The organism is Flavobacterium sp. CFBP9031, assembly GCF_034044945.1.
Lineage (GTDB): Bacteria > Bacteroidota > Bacteroidia > Flavobacteriales > Flavobacteriaceae > Flavobacterium.
This window is the reverse complement of the sequence record NZ_JAXCWF010000005.1, coordinates 248,021-269,722: the sequence shown is the minus strand read 5'-3', so window position 1 is coordinate 269,722 and position 21,702 is coordinate 248,021. Positions and strand designations below refer to the sequence as shown.

Annotated in this window: 20 protein-coding genes; 4 read left to right on the top strand and 16 right to left on the bottom strand. The window is 33.4% G+C overall.

The genetic code is table 11. The annotated features are described in order from the left end of the window. Window positions 1-78 precede the first annotated feature (78 nt). The 6 genes from rodA to purH all read right to left on the bottom strand — a co-directional run bounded on the left by rodA (window position 79) and on the right by purH (window position 7,352). The gene (rodA, locus tag SOM12_RS10815; RefSeq protein WP_095928105.1) at window positions 79-1,314 is read right to left on the bottom strand and encodes a rod shape-determining protein RodA; all 1,236 of its coding nucleotides are present in this window, start codon (window positions 1,312-1,314) and stop codon (window positions 79-81) included. 15 nt (window positions 1,315-1,329) lie between these two features. Continuing rightward, window positions 1,330-3,303: a penicillin-binding protein 2 gene (gene mrdA, locus SOM12_RS10810; RefSeq protein WP_320493423.1), complete on the bottom strand. Its 1,974-nt coding sequence runs from the start codon at window positions 3,301-3,303 to the stop codon at window positions 1,330-1,332. Beyond that, window positions 3,300-3,806: a rod shape-determining protein MreD gene (locus SOM12_RS10805; protein WP_095928103.1), complete on the bottom strand. Its 507-nt coding sequence runs from the start codon at window positions 3,804-3,806 to the stop codon at window positions 3,300-3,302. The genes mrdA and SOM12_RS10805 overlap by 4 nt, the downstream gene beginning before the upstream one ends. Then, a complete protein-coding gene (gene mreC / locus SOM12_RS10800) occupies window positions 3,799-4,629 on the bottom strand; it encodes a rod shape-determining protein MreC (protein WP_095928102.1) in 831 nt (276 codons plus the stop codon). The genes SOM12_RS10805 and mreC overlap by 8 nt, the downstream gene beginning before the upstream one ends. A 111-nt stretch (window positions 4,630-4,740) precedes the next feature. After that, a complete protein-coding gene (locus SOM12_RS10795) occupies window positions 4,741-5,769 on the bottom strand; it encodes a rod shape-determining protein (protein WP_008466528.1) in 1,029 nt (342 codons plus the stop codon). 56 nt (window positions 5,770-5,825) lie between these two features. Continuing rightward, on the bottom strand, window positions 5,826-7,352 hold the full coding sequence (purH, locus tag SOM12_RS10790) for a bifunctional phosphoribosylaminoimidazolecarboxamide formyltransferase/IMP cyclohydrolase (protein ID WP_320493422.1): 1,527 nt from the start codon (window positions 7,350-7,352) through the stop codon (window positions 5,826-5,828). Between the two features lie 165 nt (window positions 7,353-7,517). On the opposite strand from purH, the gene SOM12_RS10785 reads away from it, so the two are divergent. Both SOM12_RS10785 and SOM12_RS10780 read left to right on the top strand, forming a co-directional pair. After that, the gene (locus tag SOM12_RS10785; RefSeq protein ID WP_320493421.1) at window positions 7,518-8,765 is read left to right on the top strand and encodes an ABC transporter permease; all 1,248 of its coding nucleotides are present in this window, start codon (window positions 7,518-7,520) and stop codon (window positions 8,763-8,765) included. A 90-nt stretch (window positions 8,766-8,855) separates the two neighbouring features. Next, window positions 8,856-9,743: a cupin-like domain-containing protein gene (locus tag SOM12_RS10780; protein WP_320493420.1), complete on the top strand. Its 888-nt coding sequence runs from the start codon at window positions 8,856-8,858 to the stop codon at window positions 9,741-9,743. A gap of 224 nt (window positions 9,744-9,967) precedes the next feature. On the opposite strand, the gene accD is transcribed toward SOM12_RS10780, so the two are convergent. From accD to SOM12_RS10765, 3 genes are all read right to left on the bottom strand, one after another. Continuing rightward, window positions 9,968-10,822 (bottom strand): acetyl-CoA carboxylase, carboxyltransferase subunit beta, encoded by an 855-nt coding sequence (gene accD, locus SOM12_RS10775; RefSeq protein WP_026728501.1) that lies wholly within the window; start codon window positions 10,820-10,822, stop codon window positions 9,968-9,970. A gap of 104 nt (window positions 10,823-10,926) precedes the next feature. Beyond that, window positions 10,927-11,994: a class II fructose-bisphosphate aldolase gene (gene fbaA, locus SOM12_RS10770; RefSeq protein WP_320493419.1), complete on the bottom strand. Its 1,068-nt coding sequence runs from the start codon at window positions 11,992-11,994 to the stop codon at window positions 10,927-10,929. Between the two features lie 60 nt (window positions 11,995-12,054). Next, a complete protein-coding gene (locus SOM12_RS10765) occupies window positions 12,055-14,628 on the bottom strand; it encodes a BamA/TamA family outer membrane protein (protein WP_095928098.1) in 2,574 nt (857 codons plus the stop codon). A gap of 37 nt (window positions 14,629-14,665) precedes the next feature. Between SOM12_RS10765 and SOM12_RS10760 the strand changes: the two genes are divergently transcribed. After that, window positions 14,666-15,394 carry an RNA methyltransferase gene (locus tag SOM12_RS10760; protein WP_320493418.1) on the top strand — a complete coding sequence of 243 codons (729 nt, stop codon included), beginning with the start codon at window positions 14,666-14,668 and terminating at the stop codon, window positions 15,392-15,394. Window positions 15,395-15,403: 9 nt separating this feature from the next. On the opposite strand, the gene SOM12_RS10755 is transcribed toward SOM12_RS10760, so the two are convergent. From SOM12_RS10755 to SOM12_RS10740, 4 genes are all read right to left on the bottom strand, one after another. Further along, window positions 15,404-16,114, bottom strand: a complete 711-nt coding sequence (locus SOM12_RS10755; protein WP_095928096.1) for a porin family protein — start codon at window positions 16,112-16,114, stop codon at window positions 15,404-15,406. Window position 16,115: 1 nt separating this feature from the next. Beyond that, window positions 16,116-16,847, bottom strand: a complete 732-nt coding sequence (gene ubiE, locus SOM12_RS10750; protein WP_095928095.1) for a bifunctional demethylmenaquinone methyltransferase/2-methoxy-6-polyprenyl-1,4-benzoquinol methylase UbiE — start codon at window positions 16,845-16,847, stop codon at window positions 16,116-16,118. A 579-nt stretch (window positions 16,848-17,426) separates the two neighbouring features. Continuing rightward, a complete protein-coding gene (locus SOM12_RS10745; RefSeq protein ID WP_095928094.1) occupies window positions 17,427-17,909 on the bottom strand; it encodes a dihydrofolate reductase in 483 nt (160 codons plus the stop codon). An 11-nt stretch (window positions 17,910-17,920) separates the two neighbouring features. Beyond that, on the bottom strand, window positions 17,921-18,265 hold the full coding sequence (locus tag SOM12_RS10740; RefSeq protein ID WP_095928093.1) for a 2TM domain-containing protein: 345 nt from the start codon (window positions 18,263-18,265) through the stop codon (window positions 17,921-17,923). A 240-nt stretch (window positions 18,266-18,505) separates the two neighbouring features. On the opposite strand from SOM12_RS10740, the gene SOM12_RS10735 reads away from it, so the two are divergent. Further along, window positions 18,506-18,802 (top strand): isoamylase early set domain-containing protein, encoded by a 297-nt coding sequence (locus SOM12_RS10735; protein WP_095928206.1) that lies wholly within the window; start codon window positions 18,506-18,508, stop codon window positions 18,800-18,802. 38 nt (window positions 18,803-18,840) lie between these two features. Here SOM12_RS10735 and SOM12_RS10730 read toward each other — a convergent pair whose 3' ends face one another. The 3 genes from SOM12_RS10730 to SOM12_RS10720 form a co-directional block, all read right to left on the bottom strand. Then, window positions 18,841-19,692, bottom strand: coding sequence for a thymidylate synthase (locus SOM12_RS10730; RefSeq protein WP_095928092.1), 852 nt, complete (start codon window positions 19,690-19,692; stop codon window positions 18,841-18,843). A 116-nt stretch (window positions 19,693-19,808) separates the two neighbouring features. Next, window positions 19,809-20,432 carry a bifunctional nuclease family protein gene (locus tag SOM12_RS10725; protein WP_008466556.1) on the bottom strand — a complete coding sequence of 208 codons (624 nt, stop codon included), beginning with the start codon at window positions 20,430-20,432 and terminating at the stop codon, window positions 19,809-19,811. Between the two features lie 166 nt (window positions 20,433-20,598). Then, the gene (locus tag SOM12_RS10720) at window positions 20,599-21,567 is read right to left on the bottom strand and encodes an electron transfer flavoprotein subunit alpha/FixB family protein (protein ID WP_320493417.1); all 969 of its coding nucleotides are present in this window, start codon (window positions 21,565-21,567) and stop codon (window positions 20,599-20,601) included. Window positions 21,568-21,702 lie beyond the last annotated feature (135 nt).

The following is a 21,702-nucleotide window of genomic DNA, read 5'->3' as shown; positions in this document are numbered from 1 at the left end:
TTGTATAAATATTTCTAATTGGAATTTAAATCCGAGCAATAGCGAACAGGTAAAGCAACTAAAATGGAATATTTTAAATTACCATTCATTCACTTTATTTGCATCCATTTTAAGGAAAATAAACAGCAAAATGGTGAATCCCCAGAGTCCAGAGCCTCCGTATGAAAAGAACGGCAGAGGAACACCAATTGTAGGGAAAATTCCAATTACCATTGCGATATTTACAAAGAAGTGTATAAATAGAATTGCGGCGACGCAATAGCCATAGACTCGGCTAAACTTTGTCTTCTGTCTTTCTGCCAAATAAATTACTCTAAGCAATAAACTAACGAAAAGTAAAATAACAACAAAAGAACCTGCAAATCCCCATTCTTCACCAACAGTTGTAAAAATATAATCGGTGTGTTGCTCAGGAACAAATCCTCCTTTGGTTTGTGTTCCTTCTAGGAAACCTTTTCCGATCCATCCACCAGAACCAATTGCAATTTCAGACTGATTGGTATTATATCCAATCCCTTTCATATCTACAGTTTTACCTAGTAAAATATTGAAACGGTCTCTGTGGTGCTGTTTAAAAACATTGTCAAATACATAATCTACAGAGAAAACAAATCCTGAGATTAAAACTAATAAAATACCGCTTAAAATAATATTTCGATCTACTGCTCTGCCTTTAAAATGTATGATTGCCAAAACTACAAAAGCCATTGCGATAACAGCGTATGGTTCTAAAACCAAAGTAAGAACAAAGAGTATAATTGTTATAAATGCTGTCCAAACATACCAAGAAGGTAAGCCTTCTCGATACAGAACAAGAATAAAAGCACTATAAATTAAAGCGCTTCCAGGATCTGGCTGTGGAAGAATAAGTATTACAGGTAATAGCATAATGGCTAAAGCCTGAATTTGTCTATTGGTTTCTTTTAAGTTGATCTGTGTGTCGCTTAAATATTTGGCCAAAGCCAATGATGTCGCGGCTTTTGCAAACTCAGAAGGTTGCAAAGTAAAACTTCCGATTGCGTACCAGCATCGCTGTCCAGCAATTGTTTTTCCGAAGAGAAACAATCCAGCAAGAGATAATAAAGAAACTCCAAATATGATACTAGCATATTTTTCATAGAATTTACCATCAACAAAAAGCACAACAAATATCAAAGGAATTGTACAGCAAATAAAAATCAGCTGTTTTTGATAAGTACCATCTGTTGATAATAAGGAAGACGAGTAAATATTAAGCCAACCTAAAGTTACCAGCGCAATGTAGATAAAGACACTTATCCAATCAATATTATTTTTTACACTTTGATTTTTCATTTGAAATAATCTTTCTTAGTTTTTCTTAGTTGTGTCTACCGCTGTTTTTTTAACTTCAGTTTTTGGTGCCGTTGTAACTGGTGCTTTTGGCTTTGCAATTTTAGCTTGCAAAACAGAATCTTTAGGAACAGATTCAATTTTAAGAGCCTCACTTATTCCTCCCAATTTAGCATATTCTGAAAGTAAGCTTTTATTCAGTACTCTTATTTCTAGATCGGTTCTTGTAATTTTCTTTCTTAGATATTTTTCAATCATTAAACTCGCTATCGGACCCGCAACTGTTGCTCCAAAACCTCCATTTTCAATCATAACCGCAATAGCAATTTTTGGATTGTCTTTTGGTGCAAAAGCAACAAATATAGAGTGGTCTTTAAGCTGTGTTCTTTTGCCGTTTATTTTGGCAAAGTTCTCGGCAGTACCTGTTTTTCCGCAAATATCGATTCCTTCTACTCTTAAACTGTAAGCTGTACCTTTGTTGTAAACATCAAACAGTCCACTGATAACTGGTGGGAAATATTTTTGATCAACCGTAGTCACGTGTTTTGTAGTGAACTTTTCGTCGATTTTTTCTCCTTCAATTTTTTTAATGATATGAGGAGTATAATAATAACCCTGATTTGCAACAGTCGCCATCATGTTGGCCAATTGAATAGGTGTCATTAAGACCTCTCCCTGACCAATTGCATTCGATACAATAGTTGAGCTTCTCCATCCTCCGTTAGGATAAATTCTTTTATAGGTTTTAGAAGTTGGGATATTTCCTCGTTTTCCAATAGGTAAATCATATCCCATAAATTGTCCTAAACCAAAACTTTTTATGTGACCGCTCCAAACATCAACCGCCTGACCAGGATCTTTATATTTATTAATGGTCAACATATAGGCTTGTCCAAAATAAGTGTTGCAAGAATTGTAAATTCCGTTATGCAATTGATGTGGACCAAAACCGTGACACTTCATGAATCGGCCTCCACCATAACTAAATCCGTGATGACACATAAAAGTAGTCTGCTCATTTATCACACCTTCTTGAAGTGCAACTAAACCAGTTAGGATTTTAAATGGAGAGCCTGGAGGATACTCTGCTAAAAGTCCTCTGTCGTATAATGGTTTTGAAATAGAATCGTTATATAAAAGCGTATAATTTTTAGATCTTTGGCGACCTACTAAAATACCTGGATCATAGGAAGGAGCAGTGACCAATGCTAGAATTTCTCCAGATTTAGGTTCAAGCGCGACAATTCCTCCTCGCTTATTAATCATCAATTCCTCACCATATTTTTGAAGTTCAGCATCAATAGTTAAATTAATATCTTCTCCAGCTACGGCGATGGTGTCATATTTCCCTTCTTTATAAGCACCAATTTCTCGGTTGTATTTGTCTTTTTGAATGTATTTTACACCTTTTATTCCGCGTAAAATTTCTTCATAACTTTGCTCTACACCTTGTTTTCCAATTAAATCTCCACTATTGTAGTAAGGATTTTTTTCAATCTGTTTTTCGTTAACCTGTGTAATAAAACCAAAAATATTTGCTCCATAATCTACTTCATAATCACGAAGTGATCTTTTCTGGAAATAGAAACCATCATATTTTCTGATTTTTTCCTGAAAAGCAGCAAATTCATTTTTGTTTAGCTGAGATAAGAAAACAGAAGGAAGTCTCGGACTATATACTTTTGCCTTTTCGACGCGTTTATGATATTCTTCTTCAGTAATATTTAGAAGAGCGCAAAATTCGGCAATATTTAAATCTTTTTTTACATCTCTAGGAATAACCATGATGTCATAAGAAGCCTGATTCGCAACAAGAAGTTTTCCGTTACGATCATAAATATAACCTCTTTCAGGATAGTCATATACTTTTTTTATCGCATTATTTTCCGATTTCAATTTAAAAGAATCATCAATAATCTGCAGGTAAAAAATCCTAATCACTAGCAAAGACGCTGCAATAATAATTATAGTGGGCAGCAAGACTTTTCTCATCGTTTATTGGGCTTAATAAGATAAATTATTATTATTGAGGTGATTATAGTGAAGATAGAACTAAATAAGGTTCGGAGCAAAATGTCCCAGATAAATTTGAATTGAAATGCTTCTAAAACAAATAATACAATATGGTGCATTAAAACCGAAACCAGTATAAATGAAAATCGTTCTGGTGTTAAAGATTCGTTTAGTTTAATAGTTTGATATTCATAACTCAGACCAAAAGAAAATTTAAAAATATAGGGTCTATAATACGCTAATATAACACACGCAGTTGCATGTATACCTCCAGAATTACAGAACATATCCATTGTAAGTCCAAGTAAAAAACTAGAAATTATTAGTCCTGCTTTATTGCTGTTTACAGGGTATAGAATGATATACAAGATATACGGAAAAGGACTTATATATCCTAAGAAATTCATATTGTTAAAAATAACAATCTGAACTGCCAGTAACATAATAAATCGAAAAATATTGACTAACAGAGCGCTATTCATTTTTTTCTTTGTTTTTGTTTTCTAAGTTAATAAGTTCTTCTCTGTCTTTACTTTTGATGACGTATACATGACCCAAGTTTGTCATATCGTTAAATAGTTTAACTTTTATAACATAAAAACTTGTGTTTTCTTTTTTGTATATAACGTCTACAGTTCCGATATTAATTCCTTCAGGGAAAATTACAGATTGTCCTCCGGTAACAATGGTGTCACCTTTTCTAATTGATGCTAATCTTGGCACATCCTCTAGCTGAACAAATCCTGTACTTTTACCATCCCAAGTTAAAGAACCAAAGTGGTTAGATTTTTTGATTTTAGCATTAATATGCGACTTCATGTTCAAAATGCTCACTACTGTAGAATAGTTTGCAGAAGTATTGTCTACTACTCCAATAATACCTAAGCTGTTTATAACTCCCATATCTGGCTTAACTCCTTCTTTGCTTCCAGAGTTTAAAGTGATATAGTTTTCGTGTGTGTTGTATGTATTATGAATTACCTTTGATACCACAATATCTGCAGGTTTTACACCTTTAATGCTATCTGGCAATGGTGCTTTGGTAGTGTCTTCTTTATTAAACAAAAGACTTTTTAACCTTGCATTCTCTAATACAAGTTCATCATTTTCGGCTCTTAAATTCAAATATTCGTTTACACGATTAATTCTTTCATAAACACCTCCGCTTAAAAAATTAGCTGAACTGATTACTCTGCTTCTGTGGTAGGAATGCGATTGAATTGTGAGCGTCAACGAAATACCTAAAAGCAGCAAAAACAGCAATCGATTACTGTTTCTTATAATGAAATTAAATATTTGCTGCATTTCTTGTCTGGTTATTTTGTTTCAGGATATGCTTAAAGGTTTCAGTTTTTACAAGGGTCAAATATTAAAAATCTGACCCTTATAAAAGTAAATTGATTGTTATTTTGAATCTTATTTGATTAAGATACTTTTAAATTTAGCGATGTTTTTAAGAGCCATTCCTGTTCCTCGTACAACTGCTCTTAAAGGATCTTCGGCAATATAAACCGGTAAGTCTGTTTTTTGAGAAATACGTTTGTCAAGACCTCTTAGCATCGATCCACCACCAGCTAAATAGATACCAGTGTTGTAGATATCTGCTGCTAACTCAGGAGGAGTCTGAGATAATGTTTCCATTACCGCATCTTCAATACGCTGAATAGATTTGTCTAATGCTTTTGCAATTTCACGGTAAGAAACATCTACTTGTTTTGGTTTACCAGTAAGTAAATCTCTACCTTGAACTGACATATCTTCTGGCGGACCATCTAAATCTTCAATAGCCGCTCCGATTTGAATTTTAATTTTTTCTGCAGTACTTTCTCCTACAAAAAGGTTGTGCTGTGTACGCATGTAATAAACGATGTCGTTTGTGAAAACGTCACCTGCAATTTTTACAGATTTGTCACAAACAATTCCGCCTAAAGCGATAACAGCAATTTCTGTTGTACCACCTCCGATATCTACAATCATGTTGCCTTTTGGTTGCATAATGTCTATACCAATACCAATTGCCGCTGCCATTGGCTCATGAATCAAGTAAACTTCTTTTCCGTTTACTCTCTCGCAAGATTCCTTCACCGCTCTCATCTCCACTTCAGTAATACCAGAAGGAATACATACAACCATACGTAAAGCTGGAGTAAACATTCTTTTTTTCAATGCAGGAATACTTTTAATGAACATATTGATCATTTTTTCCGAAGCATCAAAATCAGCGATTACACCATCTTTCAAAGGCCTTATAGTTTTGATGTTTTCATGTGTTTTACCTTGCATCATATTGGCTTCCTTACCAACAGCAATGATTTTGCCTGATACTCTATCACGTGCAACGATAGATGGACTATCAATGACAACTTTATCATTATGAATGATTAAAGTGTTTGCGGTTCCAAGGTCTATCGCAATATCCTCGGTCATGAAATCAAAAAATCCCATAAGTTTTTTAGGGGTTTAAAATGTTATAAATTATTTATCGAACAAAGTTAAACAAATTAATGTTTAAAATGACGAGTTCCTGTAAATACCATTGCAAGATTATTTTCATTGCAATAATTTATACTTAATTCGTCTTTAATTGAACCTCCTGGCTGAATTACAGCAGTTATTCCTGCTTTTTTGGCTAATTCTACACAATCCGGAAATGGGAAAAATGCATCACTTGCCATCGAAGCTCCATTTAAATCAAATCCAAAAGCTTTTGCTTTGTCAACAGCTTGAATTAAAGCGTCAACTCTTGAAGTCTGACCTGTACCTGATGAAATCAATGTTCCGTTCTTAGCAAATACAATAGTGTTTGATTTTGTATTCTTGCAGATTTTAGAAGCAAAGATCAAATCTTCGATCTCTTGAGCAGTAGGTTCTGTAATTGTAACGGTTTTTAAATGCTCTTTATTATCCGTAATATTATTTCTGTCCTGAATTAACAAACCATTAAGACAAGTTCTTACTTGACGAGCTGGTAATTCAACTTCATTTTGAACTAATATAATTCTGTTTTTCTTCTCTTGTAGCACCGTAACAGCCTCATCATCATAAGCTGGAGCGATTACTACTTCGCAGAATAATTTGTTGATTTCCTGTGCAGTTTCTAAATCAATTTTGGTGTTAGAAATTAACACTCCTCCAAAAGCAGAAGTAGGATCACAAGCTAAAGCGGCTAAATAAGCTTCGCTGATTGTTTTTCTTGAAGCCAATCCGCAAGCATTGTTGTGTTTTAAAATGGCGAACGTTGGTCCGTCAGTTTTAAATTCAGCAATTAAATTTACTGCAGCATCAACATCAAGTAAATTATTGTATGATAATTCTTTTCCGTGAAGTTTGTTGAACATAGCATCAAAATCTCCAAAGAAGAATCCTTTTTGGTGAGGGTTTTCACCGTATCTTAAAACCTGACCATTTGCAATGCTTTCTTTGTAGATAGTCTCGTCTGTGTTGAAATAATTAAAAATAGCGCCATCGTAGTGAGATGAAACGTGGAATGCTTTAGTAGCCAACAATCTTCTGTTTTCCAAAGTTGTTGCTCCATCTTGCTCCGTAATCAAATCCAAAAGTAAGCTGTACTCGTTAACAGAAGCAACAATTACAGTGTCTTTAAAGTTTTTTGCACCAGCACGAATTAATGAAATACCACCAATATCAATTTTCTCAATAATATCTTGTTCGCTAGCTCCAGAAGCAACTGTTTTTTCAAAAGGATATAAATCAACAATTACTAAATCGATTTGAGGAATATCAAATTCCTTCATTTGCTGAACGTCGCTTTCGTTGTCTTGACGATTCAAGATTCCGCCAAAAATCTTTGGGTGTAAAGTTTTTACCCTTCCGCCAAGAATTTCAGGGAAAGAAGTGATATCTTCAACAGGAACTACTGGAATGCCAAGGTTTTTGATAAAATCTTCAGTTCCTCCAGTTGAATAAAGTGTTACATTTTGTTCGTGTAATTTTCTAACAATTGGTTCTAATCCATCTTTAGAAAAAACAGAAATTAATGCCGATTGTATTTTTTTTGTTGTGCTCATTGTGTAGTTATGATTTTGAGACTGCAAAAGTAGTTTTTTTATATATTATATTAAAGAAAATTAGTGTAACAAAATGCTAAAAAAATCTACTGATGAGTAAGTTAACTTTTATTAGGTTTTTGAATTTAAATTATTGAATTTTACTTTATTGAAATATACAAAAATATGATCGTTTATCTAAGATTATTAAAAGAAAGTCTAAGCTTTGCCATCAATGCTTTGCGAAATAATAAATTACGCACATTATTGTCGCTTTTAGGTGTAACGATCGGTATTTTTTCAATCATTGCCGTTTTGGCCGCTGTTGACTCTTTAGATAAAAAAATCTCTAAAGATCTGAGTAGCTTAGATAAAAATACAATTTATTTAATGAAATACTGCTTTGGGCCGTCTGAAATTCCGCAATGGAAGAGAGAACAGTTTCCAAATGTAAAATATGACGAATATATTGGTTTAAAAAATTCAATGAATAATACCGATCAAGTAGCATATCAGCTTTTTGTAAATAGGGAAAGTTTGAAATATGATTCTAAAACAGTCAGCGATGTAAATATTATTCCGGCATCAAACGAAATGGTCGATATTGACGGATTGAGTTTTGACAAAGGAAGATTTTATAACGAATCTGAATCTAATTCGGGAACTCCTGTTATTGTTCTTGGATATGATATAGCCGATGGTCTTTTTGGTGCAAGTGATCCAATTGGGAAAAATATTCGCTTATATGGACAGCGATTTACTGTAATTGGTGTAATGGCAAAACAAGGAGCCGGTTTTTTTGGAGACAGTAATGATACTTCGGTTTATCTTCCGGCTAATTTTTTAAGAAGAATGTACGGAGACAGCGATTCTATGACTCCAGTTATAGTTTTAAAGCCAGAAAAAGACGTAGATATGGAGGCGTATAAAGCAGAAATTGCTCAGAAACTTCGAGCAATTCGTGGAATGAAAGCGGGAGAAATGGATAATTTCTTTATTAATGTACTTTCCGGTTTTACAGATTTTATTGACGGAATTTTAGGTCAGATGAATTTTGTAGGGTGGATTATTAGTGGGTTTTCTCTTCTTGTTGGCGGGTTCGGAATTGCGAATATTATGTTTGTTTCGGTTAAAGAAAGAACCAATCTAATCGGGATTCAGAAATCATTGGGAGCGAAGAATAAATTTATCTTATTTCAATTTTTGTTTGAAGCTGTTATTCTTTCTGTTATTGGCGGAATTATAGGTCTGCTGATGGTTTGGGGAATTGCTGTAATCTTAACAAAAGCCCTTGATTTTGAATTTGTTTTGAGTTTAGGAAATATTCTTTTAGGAACTAGTTTAGCGGCTCTTATTGGTTTGATTTCTGGAATTCTTCCTGCTATTTCGGCGGCAAATTTAGATCCTGTAGAAGCCATTCGAACAGGAATGTAAAATATTGTTTTTGTGTTATTTAATTGTAAATTTTGTTGAGTGGGAATAAATAGATACATTTGATAGACAACAAATTAAAATACAAGATAAATGAGCTTTAATCTTAAATCTGTTGATACTGTTGAGTCGATTTCTAGGGAAGATTTTAAAAAGAATTACCTAGATAAAAGAAAACCTTTAATCATAAAGGGACTTACAAAAGATTGGCCAGCAAGAGAAAAATGGTCGACAGAGTATTTCAAGCAGATTGCTGGAGATATAGAGGTTAAACTTGTAGATAATTCAAAGGCAGATCCAGCAAAAGTGATCAACGCTTCTATAGCAAGTATGAAATTTGGAGAATATCTAGATTTGATAAAACGCGAACCAACTCAATTGCGTATTTTTTTCTTCAATCTTTTCAAACACAGACCAGAATTAATTGATGATGTAAAAGTTCCTAAAGAATTAATGGGAGGTTTTATAGAAAGTATGCCTGCCATGTTTTTTGGCGGTTCAAAGGCAATTACTTTTTTGCATTATGATATCGATTTGCCGCATCTTTTTCACACTCATTTTGGAGGAAGAAAACATATTATACTATTTGATAATAAATGGAAGAAAAGGCTTTATTGTATCCCAAATACGACTTATGCTTTAGAAGATTACGATGTTGCGAATCCTGATTTTGAAAAATTTCCAGCTCTAAAAGGAGTAGAGGGCTATGAGGTTTTCTTAGAGCACGGAGATACTTTGTTCATGCCAACAGGAATGTGGCACTGGATGCGTTATATAGACGGTTCTTTTTCGCTTACACTTCGCGCATGGGATCAATCTGTGTCAAGAAAAATTGCGAGCGTTTGGAGCTTATTTATGCATGGAGCAGTAGATAGCGGTATAAAAGTGATTTTTAGAAAGCGCTATGCGATTTGGCGTGAAAAGCGAGCTTATAAAATAGCGGAGAAAGAGTTGAAAAAAGATTTGAAAAAGGCGAGTTAAGAATAGGATTTTTTCATGTCTTCCTGCAAGGTTTTGAAAACCTTGTAGGTCTAGCTTAAGATTTTAATTTAGAAAAAATATTCTGCATGAAATTAATACCTGCAAGGTTTTTAAAACCTTGCAGGAAAAGATTGAATATACTTATATAATTTATTTGGTTTAAAAACAAAAAAAAATCCCAAGAAGCAATTTCTTGGGATTTTCTATTTTAAGTAGTTTTAAAACTATCTAATATCATTGTTTTGAATCAAATCGATATATAAGTTGATCTTATCTTTCAATTCTTTTCTAGGCGTGATAAAGTCTAAGAAACCGTGCTCTAATAAGAACTCAGCAGTTTGGAAACCTTCAGGTAAATCTTTTCCTGTAGTGTCACGTACAACACGCGGACCAGCAAAACCAATTAAAGCGCCAGGCTCAGAGATGTTGATATCTCCTAACATCGCGTATGATGCTGTTGTTCCTCCAGTTGTTGGGTCTGTACAAAGAGAAATATAAGGTAATTTAGCTTCAGCTAATTGAGCTAGTTTTACAGAAGTTTTTGCTAATTGCATTAAAGAATAAGCAGCTTCCATCATACGAGCTCCACCAGATTTAGAAATCATTACAAATGGAAGTTTGTTTTTAATAGCGTGATCAATACCTCTTGCGATTTTTTCACCTACTACAGCTCCCATAGATCCACCGATGAATGCAAAATCCATACAGCAAATTACAAGTTCTCTTCCTTTAGATTTTCCTACTCCCGTACGAACAGCGTCTTTTAAGTGAGTTTTTTCCATTACATCTTTCAAACGCTCTGCATATTTTTTTGTATCCACAAAATGCAAAGGATCTTTAGAAGTCATGTTTTTATCTAACTCAACAAATTCGTTGTTGTCGAATAAAATTTCAAAATAGGTTGCGCTTCCAATTCGAACATGAAAATCATCTTCAGGGCTCACGAATAAATTTCTCGCTAATTCGTCAGCATCAATAATTTTTCCAGTAGGAGATTTGTACCACAATCCTTTCGGAACGTCCATCTTATCTTCTGTCGCGGTCGTAATCCCTTTTTCTTGTCTTTTAAACCAAGCCATTTTTCTAGTATTCAGTGTTCAGTAATAAAAATTTCAGTGTTCAGTGGTATTCAGTTTTAAGTACTCAGATACTGAATACTTAAAACTGTAAACTGAATACTTTTTTATAACGTGTTTACGTTATTTAAATCTGCAAAAGCTTGTTCCAATCTTGCGTTGAATGTTACTTCGCTTTCACGAACCCATCTTCTTGGGTCATAATATTTTTTGTTTGGAGCATCAGCACCTTCTGGGTTACCAATTTGTGATTTCAAATAGTCAAGGTTTTTAACCATATAATCACGGATTCCTTCAGTGTATGCAAACTGTAAATCTGTATCAATGTTCATTTTGATAACTCCGTAGCTAATTCCCTCTCTGATTTCTTCAAGTGTAGAACCTGAACCTCCGTGGAATACGAAATCAACTGGATTGTGTCCTGTGTTGAATTTGTTTTGTACGAAGTCTTGAGAATTTTTTAAGATTTTTGGAGTTAATTTTACGTTTCCTGGTTTGTAAACACCGTGAACGTTTCCGAAAGCAGCAGCAATTGTAAATTTAGGGCTTACTTTAGATAATTCTTCGTAAGCGTAAGCTACTTCTTCTGGTTGAGTATATAATTTTGAGCTGTCAACATCAGAGTTATCAACACCATCTTCTTCACCACCTGTAATACCAAGTTCGATTTCTAATGTCATACCCATTTTGCTCATTCTAGCTAAATATTCTTTACAGATCTCGATATTTTCTTCGATTGGCTCCTCAGACAAATCGATCATGTGAGAACTGAATAATGGTTTTCCTGTTTCTGCAAAGTGTTTTTCAGAAGCGTCTAATAAACCATCAATCCAAGGTAAAAGTTTTTTTGCACAGTGGTCAGTGTGTAAGATTACAGTTGCACCGTAAGCTTCTGCCAAAGTATGAATATGTTTTGCTCCCGCGATTCCTCCTGCGATTGCTGCTTTTTCACCTGCATTTGATAATCCTTTTCCAGCGTTGAATTGTGCTCCTCCGTTAGAAAATTGAATGATAACTGGCGCTTTTAGTTTTGCTGCAGTTTCAAGAACTCCGTTAATTGTGCTTGATCCAGTAACGTTTACTGCTGGAAGAGCAAAACCCTTCTCTTTAGCATAATTAAAGATCTCTTGTACTTGATCTCCTGTAGCTACTCCTGGTTTAATGTTATGTGCCATTGTAATTTTTTTTATAGTTGTTTTTAGTTTTTAGGTTGCAAAAATAAGAATTAATTAGCATTAGAACGGATAATTTATTCCAAAATTTAAAACCGAGTGCCCAAAATTGTATTCTTTAAACCATCTATCTCCTTTGTCATGCGAGGGATTATAGGTCTTAAAGCCTAAATCTAAACGAATAACAAAAAAGCTTAAATCGTATCGTAAACCGAATCCTGTACCCAAAGCAATTTCTTCTAAATCGTTTAAGTTGTCAAATTTTGCTTTAGGATCTACGACATTATCGAGCACATTCCAGATATTTCCGGCGTCTGCAAAGAGAGCTCCCTTAACATCTCCAAAAATTTTGAAGCGATATTCGATACTTGCCGCAATTTTCATATTTGCTTCATTAAAGTCATTTACAGCATTTGTACTTCCCGGTCCTAAAGCATAAGGTTGCCAAGCACGGTTGTCATTTGAACCTCCGGCATAATAACTTCGTGAAAACGGAATGTAATTTGAATTTCCAAACGGAACTGCAATTCCGAAGAAGCTTCTAACAGCCAAAACTTTTTCTTTTCCAAAGTCCCAGTGTTTGATGTAATCAAATTCAGTTTTAACATATTCTGAGTATTCTAGGTTGAAAATCTCATAATTTCCTCTTGAATTTTTTTGAAGGTTTCCAATTTCAGAGACTAGAGACAACAAAGTTCCTGCTGATTCTATTTTTGTTCTAAATTGATAGAAGTTGTTATCTGCTAAATCTTTTTTAGTTGTTTTAGTAAAAGAGAAACTTGTTGCTAGAATGAAATCATTTTCAGTTAAACGAACTCTTCTTTCTTCAATACTTTCAACTTCTTGGTATTGAGAGTCTGAAGGTGTTAGAGCAGTTTGGCCTGTTAATACGTCATTCGTAAATCCTGTTGTCCCTTTAGGTATTGTCAGATCTTTTCTTGCTTGTTCTTCTGTTGTTTCTCCCCAGTTGCCAGGGTTAACATTGTAGTCTTTTCCAATTCCATTCAAATCATCATAAGAAGAAGTGTAAACTCTAAAATAGTTGTCTGGATTTAAGTTGCGGACAAACTGTGCATTCAATAATTCCAGTTTCGCAGTATTATGGCGTTTTGGACTCCAGTTATACGAGATACCTCCTGTGAAGTTTTCTTTATCAAGACCAATATTTCTCTGTTTGGAAAAACCAGAAGATATTGAGGTATATGGAATCATGCTTTTCGGAATGATTTTTTCGGTTCCAAAGGGCAGTAAAATTCTCGGAAAATTTAATTTCATATCTAATCCATATTCCGAAACGTTAAAGAAGTTGTTGTTCGGATTGGCCATATCTCTAGATGAACCAATGTTTAAACGCGCTGAAATTTCAAGAGTTTCTGCTCGATTAAATACATTTCGAATCGTTTCAGAAATGCTGGCTCCAATTCCGAAATCCTGAATATTAGAGTGCGTTACGTCAAGAGTAGCTCCAAAGCTGTATTTTTTTCTTGGAGTCAGATAAACATTAGCGATAAGAGATTGAGCTGTAGAATCTCTCTTGTCTACTTCGTATTGAATAGAAGGATAGTTGAAAATCCTTAAATTGTTTAAAGAGCGAGAAGAAAGGGTGGTTCTAAAATCGGCAAAAGTGCTTCCTTTTGTAATGAAAATAGCATCGGTAATAGCACGCGGTCTATATTTTAATCCTTTGTAACTGTATAGATTAAAATTGTTGTATGTTACGCTATCTGTTGGTTTTTTCTTGGCATTGGTAGCAGAATAATCGGTGTAAATATTTACATCGCTAATTTTGTATAGTTTAAAAGGTTCTGTACGGCTCGAATCTTTTTCCTGAATAGTATTGTTGTTTATAATTAAGCTAACATCAGCTTTTGCTTTTTTGCCAATGGTATCAATGTCAAAAGTTACATAAGTAGGCTGAAAATAATACGCTCCGTGATTTCTAAAATAGGTTGTAATACGATTTTTCTCTTCTTCAAAATCGGTAGTTTTATATTGATTTCCAGATTTTAATAAAGAAGGTTCATTGTTGGTTCTGTATAAAGAGTCTAACGCAGGAGTCATTATTTTGGTTCTAATAGTATCCAATTTATAAGCTGGTCCTGTAGTGATGTTATAATTAATTTCGGCTCTTTTTACTCCAACCGTGTCGATTGTGTAATCGGTATGGACGTTGAAAAAACCATTGTTAAAATAATAGTATTTTAAACGCAATAATGATTTTCTGGTTTTTGAAGTGTCAACTATTACAGGCGGTTCACCAGTGCTTTTTAAAAACTCATGAATTCCTTTGTAATAAAACGATTGTCCAAGGCGATCTACTTGTTTTGCAGAAAATATTTTGGACATTCGTTCATACTTTCCAGGATTATTTTTAAATTTTGCTTGATAAGTAGAATCTGGATTTAAATTGGCTAAATTGTATAAATTTAATCGAAGTTTGTAACCTAATAATTTACCATTTGGTTTTTGGTACATTTGGTTAGAAGCTGTTTCGTCATTTGTAGATTTTCCGTTAACTAAAATATTATTTTTTACAAGAAGGTTTTTTCCATCGGGAACTCTTTTTACGGCATTACAAGCGCAAATTAATATTGCAATTAGAAGAAATGCTATTATTTTTGTGGAATTATTTTTCAAGTGTTTTTTAATATTTAATTCAAAAGTACATTATTTTATGGTTAGTAAAAACCAAATAAAGCTTATCTCTAGTTTACATCAAAAAAAGCAGCGTTTTGCTAGTCAATTATTCTTTGCAGAAGGAGTAAAAGTAATTCAAGAATTGCTGCAATCCAATTTTGAATTAGAACATTTATACACCACTTTGAATGATTTTGAAACGGTACATGCTTCAAAACGAACGCTTATTAATGACCAAGAACTGAAAAAAATAAGTGCTTTGTCGACTCCGAATTCTTGTTTGGCAGTTTTTAAAATTCCAGCTCCCAAAAAGACAATCGATTCGGGCTTAATTTTAGCATTAGACGACATTAGAGATCCTGGAAATCTAGGAACTATTTTGCGTTTATGCGATTGGTTTGGTATTAAGCAGATTATTTGTTCTAAAGAAACGGTAGATATTTATAATCCGAAAGTGGTACAAGCTACAATGGGTTCAATTACCAGAGTAAATGTAAGCTATGTTGATTTAAAACTTTTTCTTGCTCAAACTAAACTGCCAGTTTTTGGAACTTTTATGGACGGAGAAAATATTTATCAATCCAAATTACCTCAGGATGGAATCATTATTATGGGTAATGAAGCCAATGGTATTTCAGAAGAAATTGAAAAAATAGTAACCAGTCGCCTAACAATTCCTAGATTTGGAGAGCTTCAAAAAACCGAAAGTTTAAATGTAGCTACTGCAACAGCAATTATTCTTAGTGAATTTAAACGAAATAGTTGATATTTTGTTTTAATGAAAAGTGAAATTTATTAAAATTGCTCTAGATTTCATCGAATCGATATTTCCAGTCCAAGGGCTGTCTGGAGTTTTATCTCTAATAAGTTCATCTGTGATTCCGAACATTCCTCTAACAGAAGGAGAAAAAATAAAGTATTCGGTAAAAATATCAATTCCTAAACCTAACTCGTAAGCAGCTGTCCATTGTTTTACTCTAAATTTTTGCTCAAAGTTATCATCTTGAGACTTAGCATTGCTAGATAAATTTAAAGTTGTAGACATACCGCCAACCAAGTACGGACGTATATTTCCTGTGCGCAAGGCAGAAAATTTCAATAATAAAGGAAAGTGAATATAAGTACTGTTTACTTCTCTTAAATAGTCGTTTTCTGTAGTTCCTACGCCAGGAAAAAACAAATCACGTTTAGTATAATACAAACCTGGTTCAAAACGAAGGTTAATGTATTCCTGAAGTCTTAAATCGGCTACGACACCAACATTAAAACCAGTAGTTTTTTTTACTTGAATATCTTCCTGTACAGGAGTTTTGTAGTCAAATTTAAAGTCAAAACTATTAAAACCTAGATAATAGCCAAAATAGACACGCTGTTTTTGCCAATTTTCAAGATTAATGATAGGGTCTTTGCTAAACATGTTTTTAGCAAATTGAGAATGTCCTTTTGTCGTTAAGACTAATAAAAATAAGATTACAACTTTTTTCATACTATTTTTTAGATGCAGAATAAATTGTTGCGACACCAAAAGTTTGGGGCATTGCCACAACATCTATAAACCCAGTTTTTCTCAAAATATTGTTTAAGGCTTCTCCATAAGGAAAAGCGGCAGCAGATTCAGACAAATAGCCATAGGCATCATTATCTTTAGAGAATAATTTACCAATTAATGGAAGTATATTTTTGCTGTAAAAATTATAACCTTGTTTATAAGGAAATTTATCTGGGACAGAAGTCTCTAATATAACAAATACTCCATTTGGTTTTAAGACTCTTAAGATTTCTGCAAAACCTTTTTCTAGGTTTTCAAAATTTCTCACACCGAAGCCAACCGTAATAGCATCAAAGTAATTGTCCTCAAAAGGCATATTTTCAGAATCGCCTAAAACTAGTTCAATAATATTGGATAGATTTTTTTCTTCAACTTTCTTTTTACCAACTTCTAGCATTCCAGCAGAGATATCTAGGCCAATAATTTTTTCAGCATTGGTCTTTGCCATTAAAATGGCTAAGTCACCAGTGCCTGTTGCAATATCCAGAATAACTTTTGGTTTTTTGTCTGAAACAATTTTTAATACTTTTTTACGCCATTTAACATCAATTCCAAATGAAATTACACGATTCAAATTGTCGTAATTCCCAGAAATGGTATCAAACATTTGGGTTACTTGCTCTTTTTTACCTAAGGTAGAGTCTTTATACGGAGTTACTTTTTCAGACATTTTTTTTATTTAGGCAAATATAAACAATCTAGTTTAACTGTAATTGAGTTTTTTAATTTGTCAAATAAATGTTTTGGAGTGTTTATTTTAAAACAGAATAAAAGGGTATTTCTGCTATCCCTAAATCTAGGGATTTTATCAAAATCCCTAAATCACGGTATTGTCTAATAAGGCTATTATGAGCAACTTTGTCAAAGTAAAAATGATTAAAGTTAATGATTGATAATGTCGCCATGACTTAAACAAATGGTTGCTTTTTTTGCGCTGGTAATTTCATTTGTTCATGAAAGAGTTTTGTAAGTATCGTTCTTTGGGGGGATATACTATATTAAGTGCAAAGTACGTTCTTAGGATTAAATTTGTTTTTGGAAATTTTAATTTTCTGCCTTTAATATCTTAGTGGTATTTGTTATTAAAGGCTTTTTGAGATTTAGGTCTCAAACAACATTAAATGTTATTCAGTTTTACAAATGTTTCTCAACATTTGTGATTTTTTTAAACAAAAATTTTTTCTTGAGCGAGTTAAGCTTCATGTCAATTATTTAAAAACATCCTCCGTTAAAAGAGGATGTTTTTTATTTATTTTCTAATGTAAGTTTCATAAGTGTAATCATAAAGATGTTTTTCGTCTTTATAATTTTCTTCAGATTCTACCAAAGTCCACTCACTTTTATTGATTTTAGGAAAAAAGGCATCTGCTTCAAAAGAATGATGAACTTTGGTTAATTCAATAATGTCGGTAAAGGGAAGGGCAAGATTGTAAATTTCTCCACCGCCTATAACGTAGCTGTCATCATTTTCAGGACATATTGCAATAGCCTTTTCAATACTATCTACTACGATGCATCCTTCTGGTTTATAATTTTCTTGGCGAGAAATTACAACATGAACACGGTCAGGTAATGGTTTTGGGAAACTTTCAAAAGTTTTTCTTCCCATAATAATATGATGACCAGTAGTAAGCGATTTAAATCTTTTAAAATCATTTGGCAAATGCCATACTAATTCATTGTTTTTTCCAAGCGCATTATTTTCGGCTGCAGCCGCTATCATTATAATCATGGTATGCCTAACTAAATTTTATTTTCATTTTCTTCGTTAATAGAAGATTCGAGCTGACTGATTCGTTTTTGCTGTAAAGCAACTAATCGATCAATTTGTTCTCTTTCCCATTTTTTATTCATAAAACGGTCAGTTATGTACACTTTTATAAAATGTAGAATAAAAAGGAAAAGCCAGATTGTAATTCCCCAAATACACCAGTTTTGGGTTGTGCCCTCACCAAAACCAAAAAATTTGTTGCCAATAAATAGGAATAAACTTCCTAGAAGGAAAAGAACAAAATGAAAATATAAGATTTTTTTTTGTCTTAACCGGCGTCTAGCGTATTCGTATTGTTCGTGTACTTCTTTTTCCATAAGATAAAAATGAGATTATAAAGTTAAAATTTATTTTCGAAAGTCCATATTTTGGATTGGGAATATTTGCTTTTAAAAATTATAAGAATTTGAAAAACAAAATTTTAACCACTTTAAATTACAGATAAAGCGAAAATAATATGCTGTTTTTGGTATTATCATAAATCGGTTCTGGGGTTAGTTAGTGTTTCGTTGAATTTAAGTAATTTTAGATGGTATAAATCTAAAAACGAAATAGTTATGTCTTTGAAAAAACAATTTATCAAAACGAAGCCGGTTGTTAAAGTTACATTTTCAATAGATGCCAAAGATGCTGATTCGGCAGCGGTGGTTGGAGATTTTAATAACTGGAATGCCTCAGAAGGAACTTTAAGCAAGTTAAAAAACGGAACGTTTAAAGCAACTTACGATTTGGTGAAAGATGCGATTTACGAATTTAAGTATGTAATCGACGGAAATTATGTTAACGATCCTGAAGCCGATTTTTACAAATGGAACGATTATGCCGGAAGTGAAAATGGAGTTTTAGTTGTATAAAAAAATCCGCTTAAATTTTTAAGCGGATTTTTTTATTATTATACAGCAACACTTCCTTTTATGGCTGGATGCGGATCGTAATCTACCAGTGTGAAATCATTATAATCAAAATCAAAAATGTTTTTAATCTCCGGATTTAAAATCATTTTTGGTAATGGTTTTGGTTCTCTCGAAAGTTGTAATTCTAATTGCTCAAAGTGATTGTTATAAATGTGTGCATCACCAAAAGTATGAATAAATTCGCCTGCTTCTAAATCGCATACTTGTGCGATCATCATGGTTAGCAATGCATAAGAAGCAATGTTAAAAGGAACTCCCAAAAAGATATCAGCACTTCGCTGATACAATTGGCAAGATAATTTTCCTTTTGTTTCGCCTTTTTCAGGATCTGGGCTTGCTACATAAAACTGAAAAAAGGCATGGCATGGAGGTAATGCTGCTTTGTTATTGGCAACATTCTCTTCAAAAGACTTTTTAGTATCTGGCAAAACCGAAGGGTTCCAAGCAGAAACCAACATTCTTCTGCTATTCGGATTTGTTTTTAATTCTTTAATTAATTCAGAAATCTGATCTATTTCCTCACTATTCCAATTACGCCATTGATGACCGTAAACAGGTCCTAAATCGCCATTAGAATCTGCCCATTCATCCCAAATTTTGACTCCGTTTTCCTGAAGGTATTTTACGTTTGTATCGCCTTTTAAAAACCAAAGCAATTCGTAAATGATGGATTTTAAATGCAGTTTTTTTGTTGTGACCATTGGGAAACCTTCACTTAAATCAAAACGCATTTGGTAGCCAAAAACACTTTTTGTCCCAGTTCCAGTTCGGTCTCCTTTTTGATTGCCGTTTTCTAAAACGTGTTTTACTAAATCTAAGTATTGCTTCATCTTTGCTTTAAGCTTTAGGCTTCAAGCTTTAGGCTTTGTCCTAATGCTTAAAGTTTGTTTTTTTATGATTATGCTTTAAGCTTATAGCCTAAAGCTTACGGCTTATAGCCTAAAAATTATCTTCTAGAGATTTCGTCTCTAATTTTTGCTGCTTTTTCGTAATCTTCTTGAGAAACGGCTTGGTCTAAAAGCTCGTTTAATTCCTGTAAAGAATGTTTTGCGTAAACATCTCCAGATTGGTTGCTTTCTTCTTCGTGTCCGAAAGTTTCAGGATTTGAAAGAACATCATCTATTTCCTGAGCTCCAGAATCTGTTTCAGCAGTATTTGATTTTAGATAAATCCCAGCTTTGTCTAAGATGTTTTTATAAGTAAAAATAGGAGCATTAAAACGCAGTGCCAAAGCAATAGCATCAGAAGTTCTTGCGTCGATAATTTCTTCGATTTTATCTCTTTCACAAATTAAACTAGAGTAGAAAACACCATCGACTAATTTGTGAATGATAACTTGTTTTACTACAATATCAAATCTTTCGGCAAAATTTTTAAATAAATCGTGAGTTAAAGGACGTGGCGGTTTTATTTCTTTTTCTAAAGCAATAGCGATTGACTGGGCTTCAAAAGCGCCAATAACAATGGGTAATTTTCTTTCGCCATCGACTTCATTCAAAATTAAGGCATAAGCGCCATTTTGAGTTTGACTGTATGAAATTCCTTTTATGGATAATTTTACTAGACTCATATATGTTTGTAAAAAAGGCACTTAGCACCTTATTTTAATACTTTTTTGGTTTGAAAAATAAAGCTGCAATTTTAATCAAAAAATATGGAACAAAAAAGCCGCCTATAAACAAAGATACAACATCTTGTTTTTAGGCGACAATATTTTTTAAAGAGAATTCTTTGTATTAAGAATGCTGCGCTTTAAAAGCTTTTAATTTCTCTGTCAATTGCGGTACAATTTCAAAAGCATCTCCAACGATACCATAATCTGCAACTTTGAAGAAAGGTGCTTCTGGGTCGTTATTGATTACTACTTTTACTTTAGAAGAGTTAATACCCGCAATGTGTTGGATAGCTCCAGAAATACCAATTGCAATATATAAGTTTGTTGCTACAGGTTTTCCTGTTTGTCCAACGTGTTCGCTGTGAGGTCTCCATCCTAAATCTGAAACTGGTTTAGAGCAAGCAGTTGCAGCGCCAAGTACAGCGGCAAGATTTTCAACTAATCCCCAGTTTTCTGGACCTTTTAATCCACGTCCGCCAGAAACTACAATATCGGCGTCAGCGATAGAAACTTTTCCAGATACTTTTTCTACAGATTCTACTTTTACTCCAAAGTCATTGTCTCCAACGGTTGGGTTAAAGTCTTCAGCAGCAACAGCTCCTGCGCTTTCAAAAAGACCGTAAGAGTTTTTGGCTAAACCAATAACTTTTACATCTGTATCGATTTGAGTAATATTGAAAGCTTTGTTTGAGAAAGCATTTCTTTTTACTTGAAATGGAGAAGTGCTAACAGGCAATCCAACTACATTTGAAGCAAAACCAGCTTCTAAGCCTACCGCTACTAGTGGAGAAAGGTAAATGCTATCTGTTGTAGAAGAAAGTAAAACTACTTTTGTTCCTTCTTTTTCAGCAGCTTGTTTGATAACATCAGCATAAGCTTTTGCATTAAAACCAGCTAATTTATCATTGCTTACTTTTAGAACTTTATCAACTCCGTATTTGCCTAATTCGCTTACATCGCTAATGTTTACAGTCAAAGCCGTAACAGTTGTTCCTAATGATTCAGCTACTTTCTTAGCGTAAGAAGCTAATTCGAAAGCAACTTTTTTAAATTTTCCTTCTGCAGATTCTGCATATATTAATATTGACATAACAATTTTAGATTTTAGATTTTAGATTTCAGATTTAAAAATTGAAATCTAAAATGATTATTGATTTTAGATTTTGAAGTGAATCAAATGTTGAGTTTTAGATTTAGTATTGCAATCTGCAATCTAAAATCTAAA

Excerpts from the sequence above, each read along its gene's own strand:
- rodA (WP_095928105.1), bottom strand. The coding sequence starts at position 1,314 with ATGAAAAATCAAAGTGTAAAAAATAATATTGATTGGATAAGTGTCTTT.
- mrdA (WP_320493423.1), bottom strand. The coding sequence starts at position 3,303 with ATGAGAAAAGTCTTGCTGCCCACTATAATTATTATTGCAGCGTCTTTG.
- SOM12_RS10805 (WP_095928103.1), bottom strand. The coding sequence starts at position 3,806 with ATGAATAGCGCTCTGTTAGTCAATATTTTTCGATTTATTATGTTACTG.
- mreC (WP_095928102.1), bottom strand. The coding sequence starts at position 4,629 with ATGCAGCAAATATTTAATTTCATTATAAGAAACAGTAATCGATTGCTG.
- SOM12_RS10795 (WP_008466528.1), bottom strand. The coding sequence starts at position 5,769 with ATGGGATTTTTTGATTTCATGACCGAGGATATTGCGATAGACCTTGGA.
- purH (WP_320493422.1), bottom strand. The coding sequence starts at position 7,352 with ATGAGCACAACAAAAAAAATACAATCGGCATTAATTTCTGTTTTTTCT.
- SOM12_RS10785 (WP_320493421.1), top strand. The coding sequence starts at position 7,518 with ATGATCGTTTATCTAAGATTATTAAAAGAAAGTCTAAGCTTTGCCATC.
- SOM12_RS10780 (WP_320493420.1), top strand. The coding sequence starts at position 8,856 with ATGAGCTTTAATCTTAAATCTGTTGATACTGTTGAGTCGATTTCTAGG.
- accD (WP_026728501.1), bottom strand. The coding sequence starts at position 10,822 with ATGGCTTGGTTTAAAAGACAAGAAAAAGGGATTACGACCGCGACAGAA.
- fbaA (WP_320493419.1), bottom strand. The coding sequence starts at position 11,994 with ATGGCACATAACATTAAACCAGGAGTAGCTACAGGAGATCAAGTACAA.
- SOM12_RS10760 (WP_320493418.1), top strand. The coding sequence starts at position 14,666 with ATGGTTAGTAAAAACCAAATAAAGCTTATCTCTAGTTTACATCAAAAA.
- SOM12_RS10755 (WP_095928096.1), bottom strand. The coding sequence starts at position 16,114 with ATGAAAAAAGTTGTAATCTTATTTTTATTAGTCTTAACGACAAAAGGA.
- ubiE (WP_095928095.1), bottom strand. The coding sequence starts at position 16,847 with ATGTCTGAAAAAGTAACTCCGTATAAAGACTCTACCTTAGGTAAAAAA.
- SOM12_RS10745 (WP_095928094.1), bottom strand. The coding sequence starts at position 17,909 with ATGATTATAATGATAGCGGCTGCAGCCGAAAATAATGCGCTTGGAAAA.
- SOM12_RS10740 (WP_095928093.1), bottom strand. The coding sequence starts at position 18,265 with ATGGAAAAAGAAGTACACGAACAATACGAATACGCTAGACGCCGGTTA.
- SOM12_RS10735 (WP_095928206.1), top strand. The coding sequence starts at position 18,506 with ATGTCTTTGAAAAAACAATTTATCAAAACGAAGCCGGTTGTTAAAGTT.
- SOM12_RS10730 (WP_095928092.1), bottom strand. The coding sequence starts at position 19,692 with ATGAAGCAATACTTAGATTTAGTAAAACACGTTTTAGAAAACGGCAAT.
- SOM12_RS10725 (WP_008466556.1), bottom strand. The coding sequence starts at position 20,432 with ATGAGTCTAGTAAAATTATCCATAAAAGGAATTTCATACAGTCAAACT.
- SOM12_RS10720 (WP_320493417.1), bottom strand. The coding sequence starts at position 21,567 with ATGTCAATATTAATATATGCAGAATCTGCAGAAGGAAAATTTAAAAAA.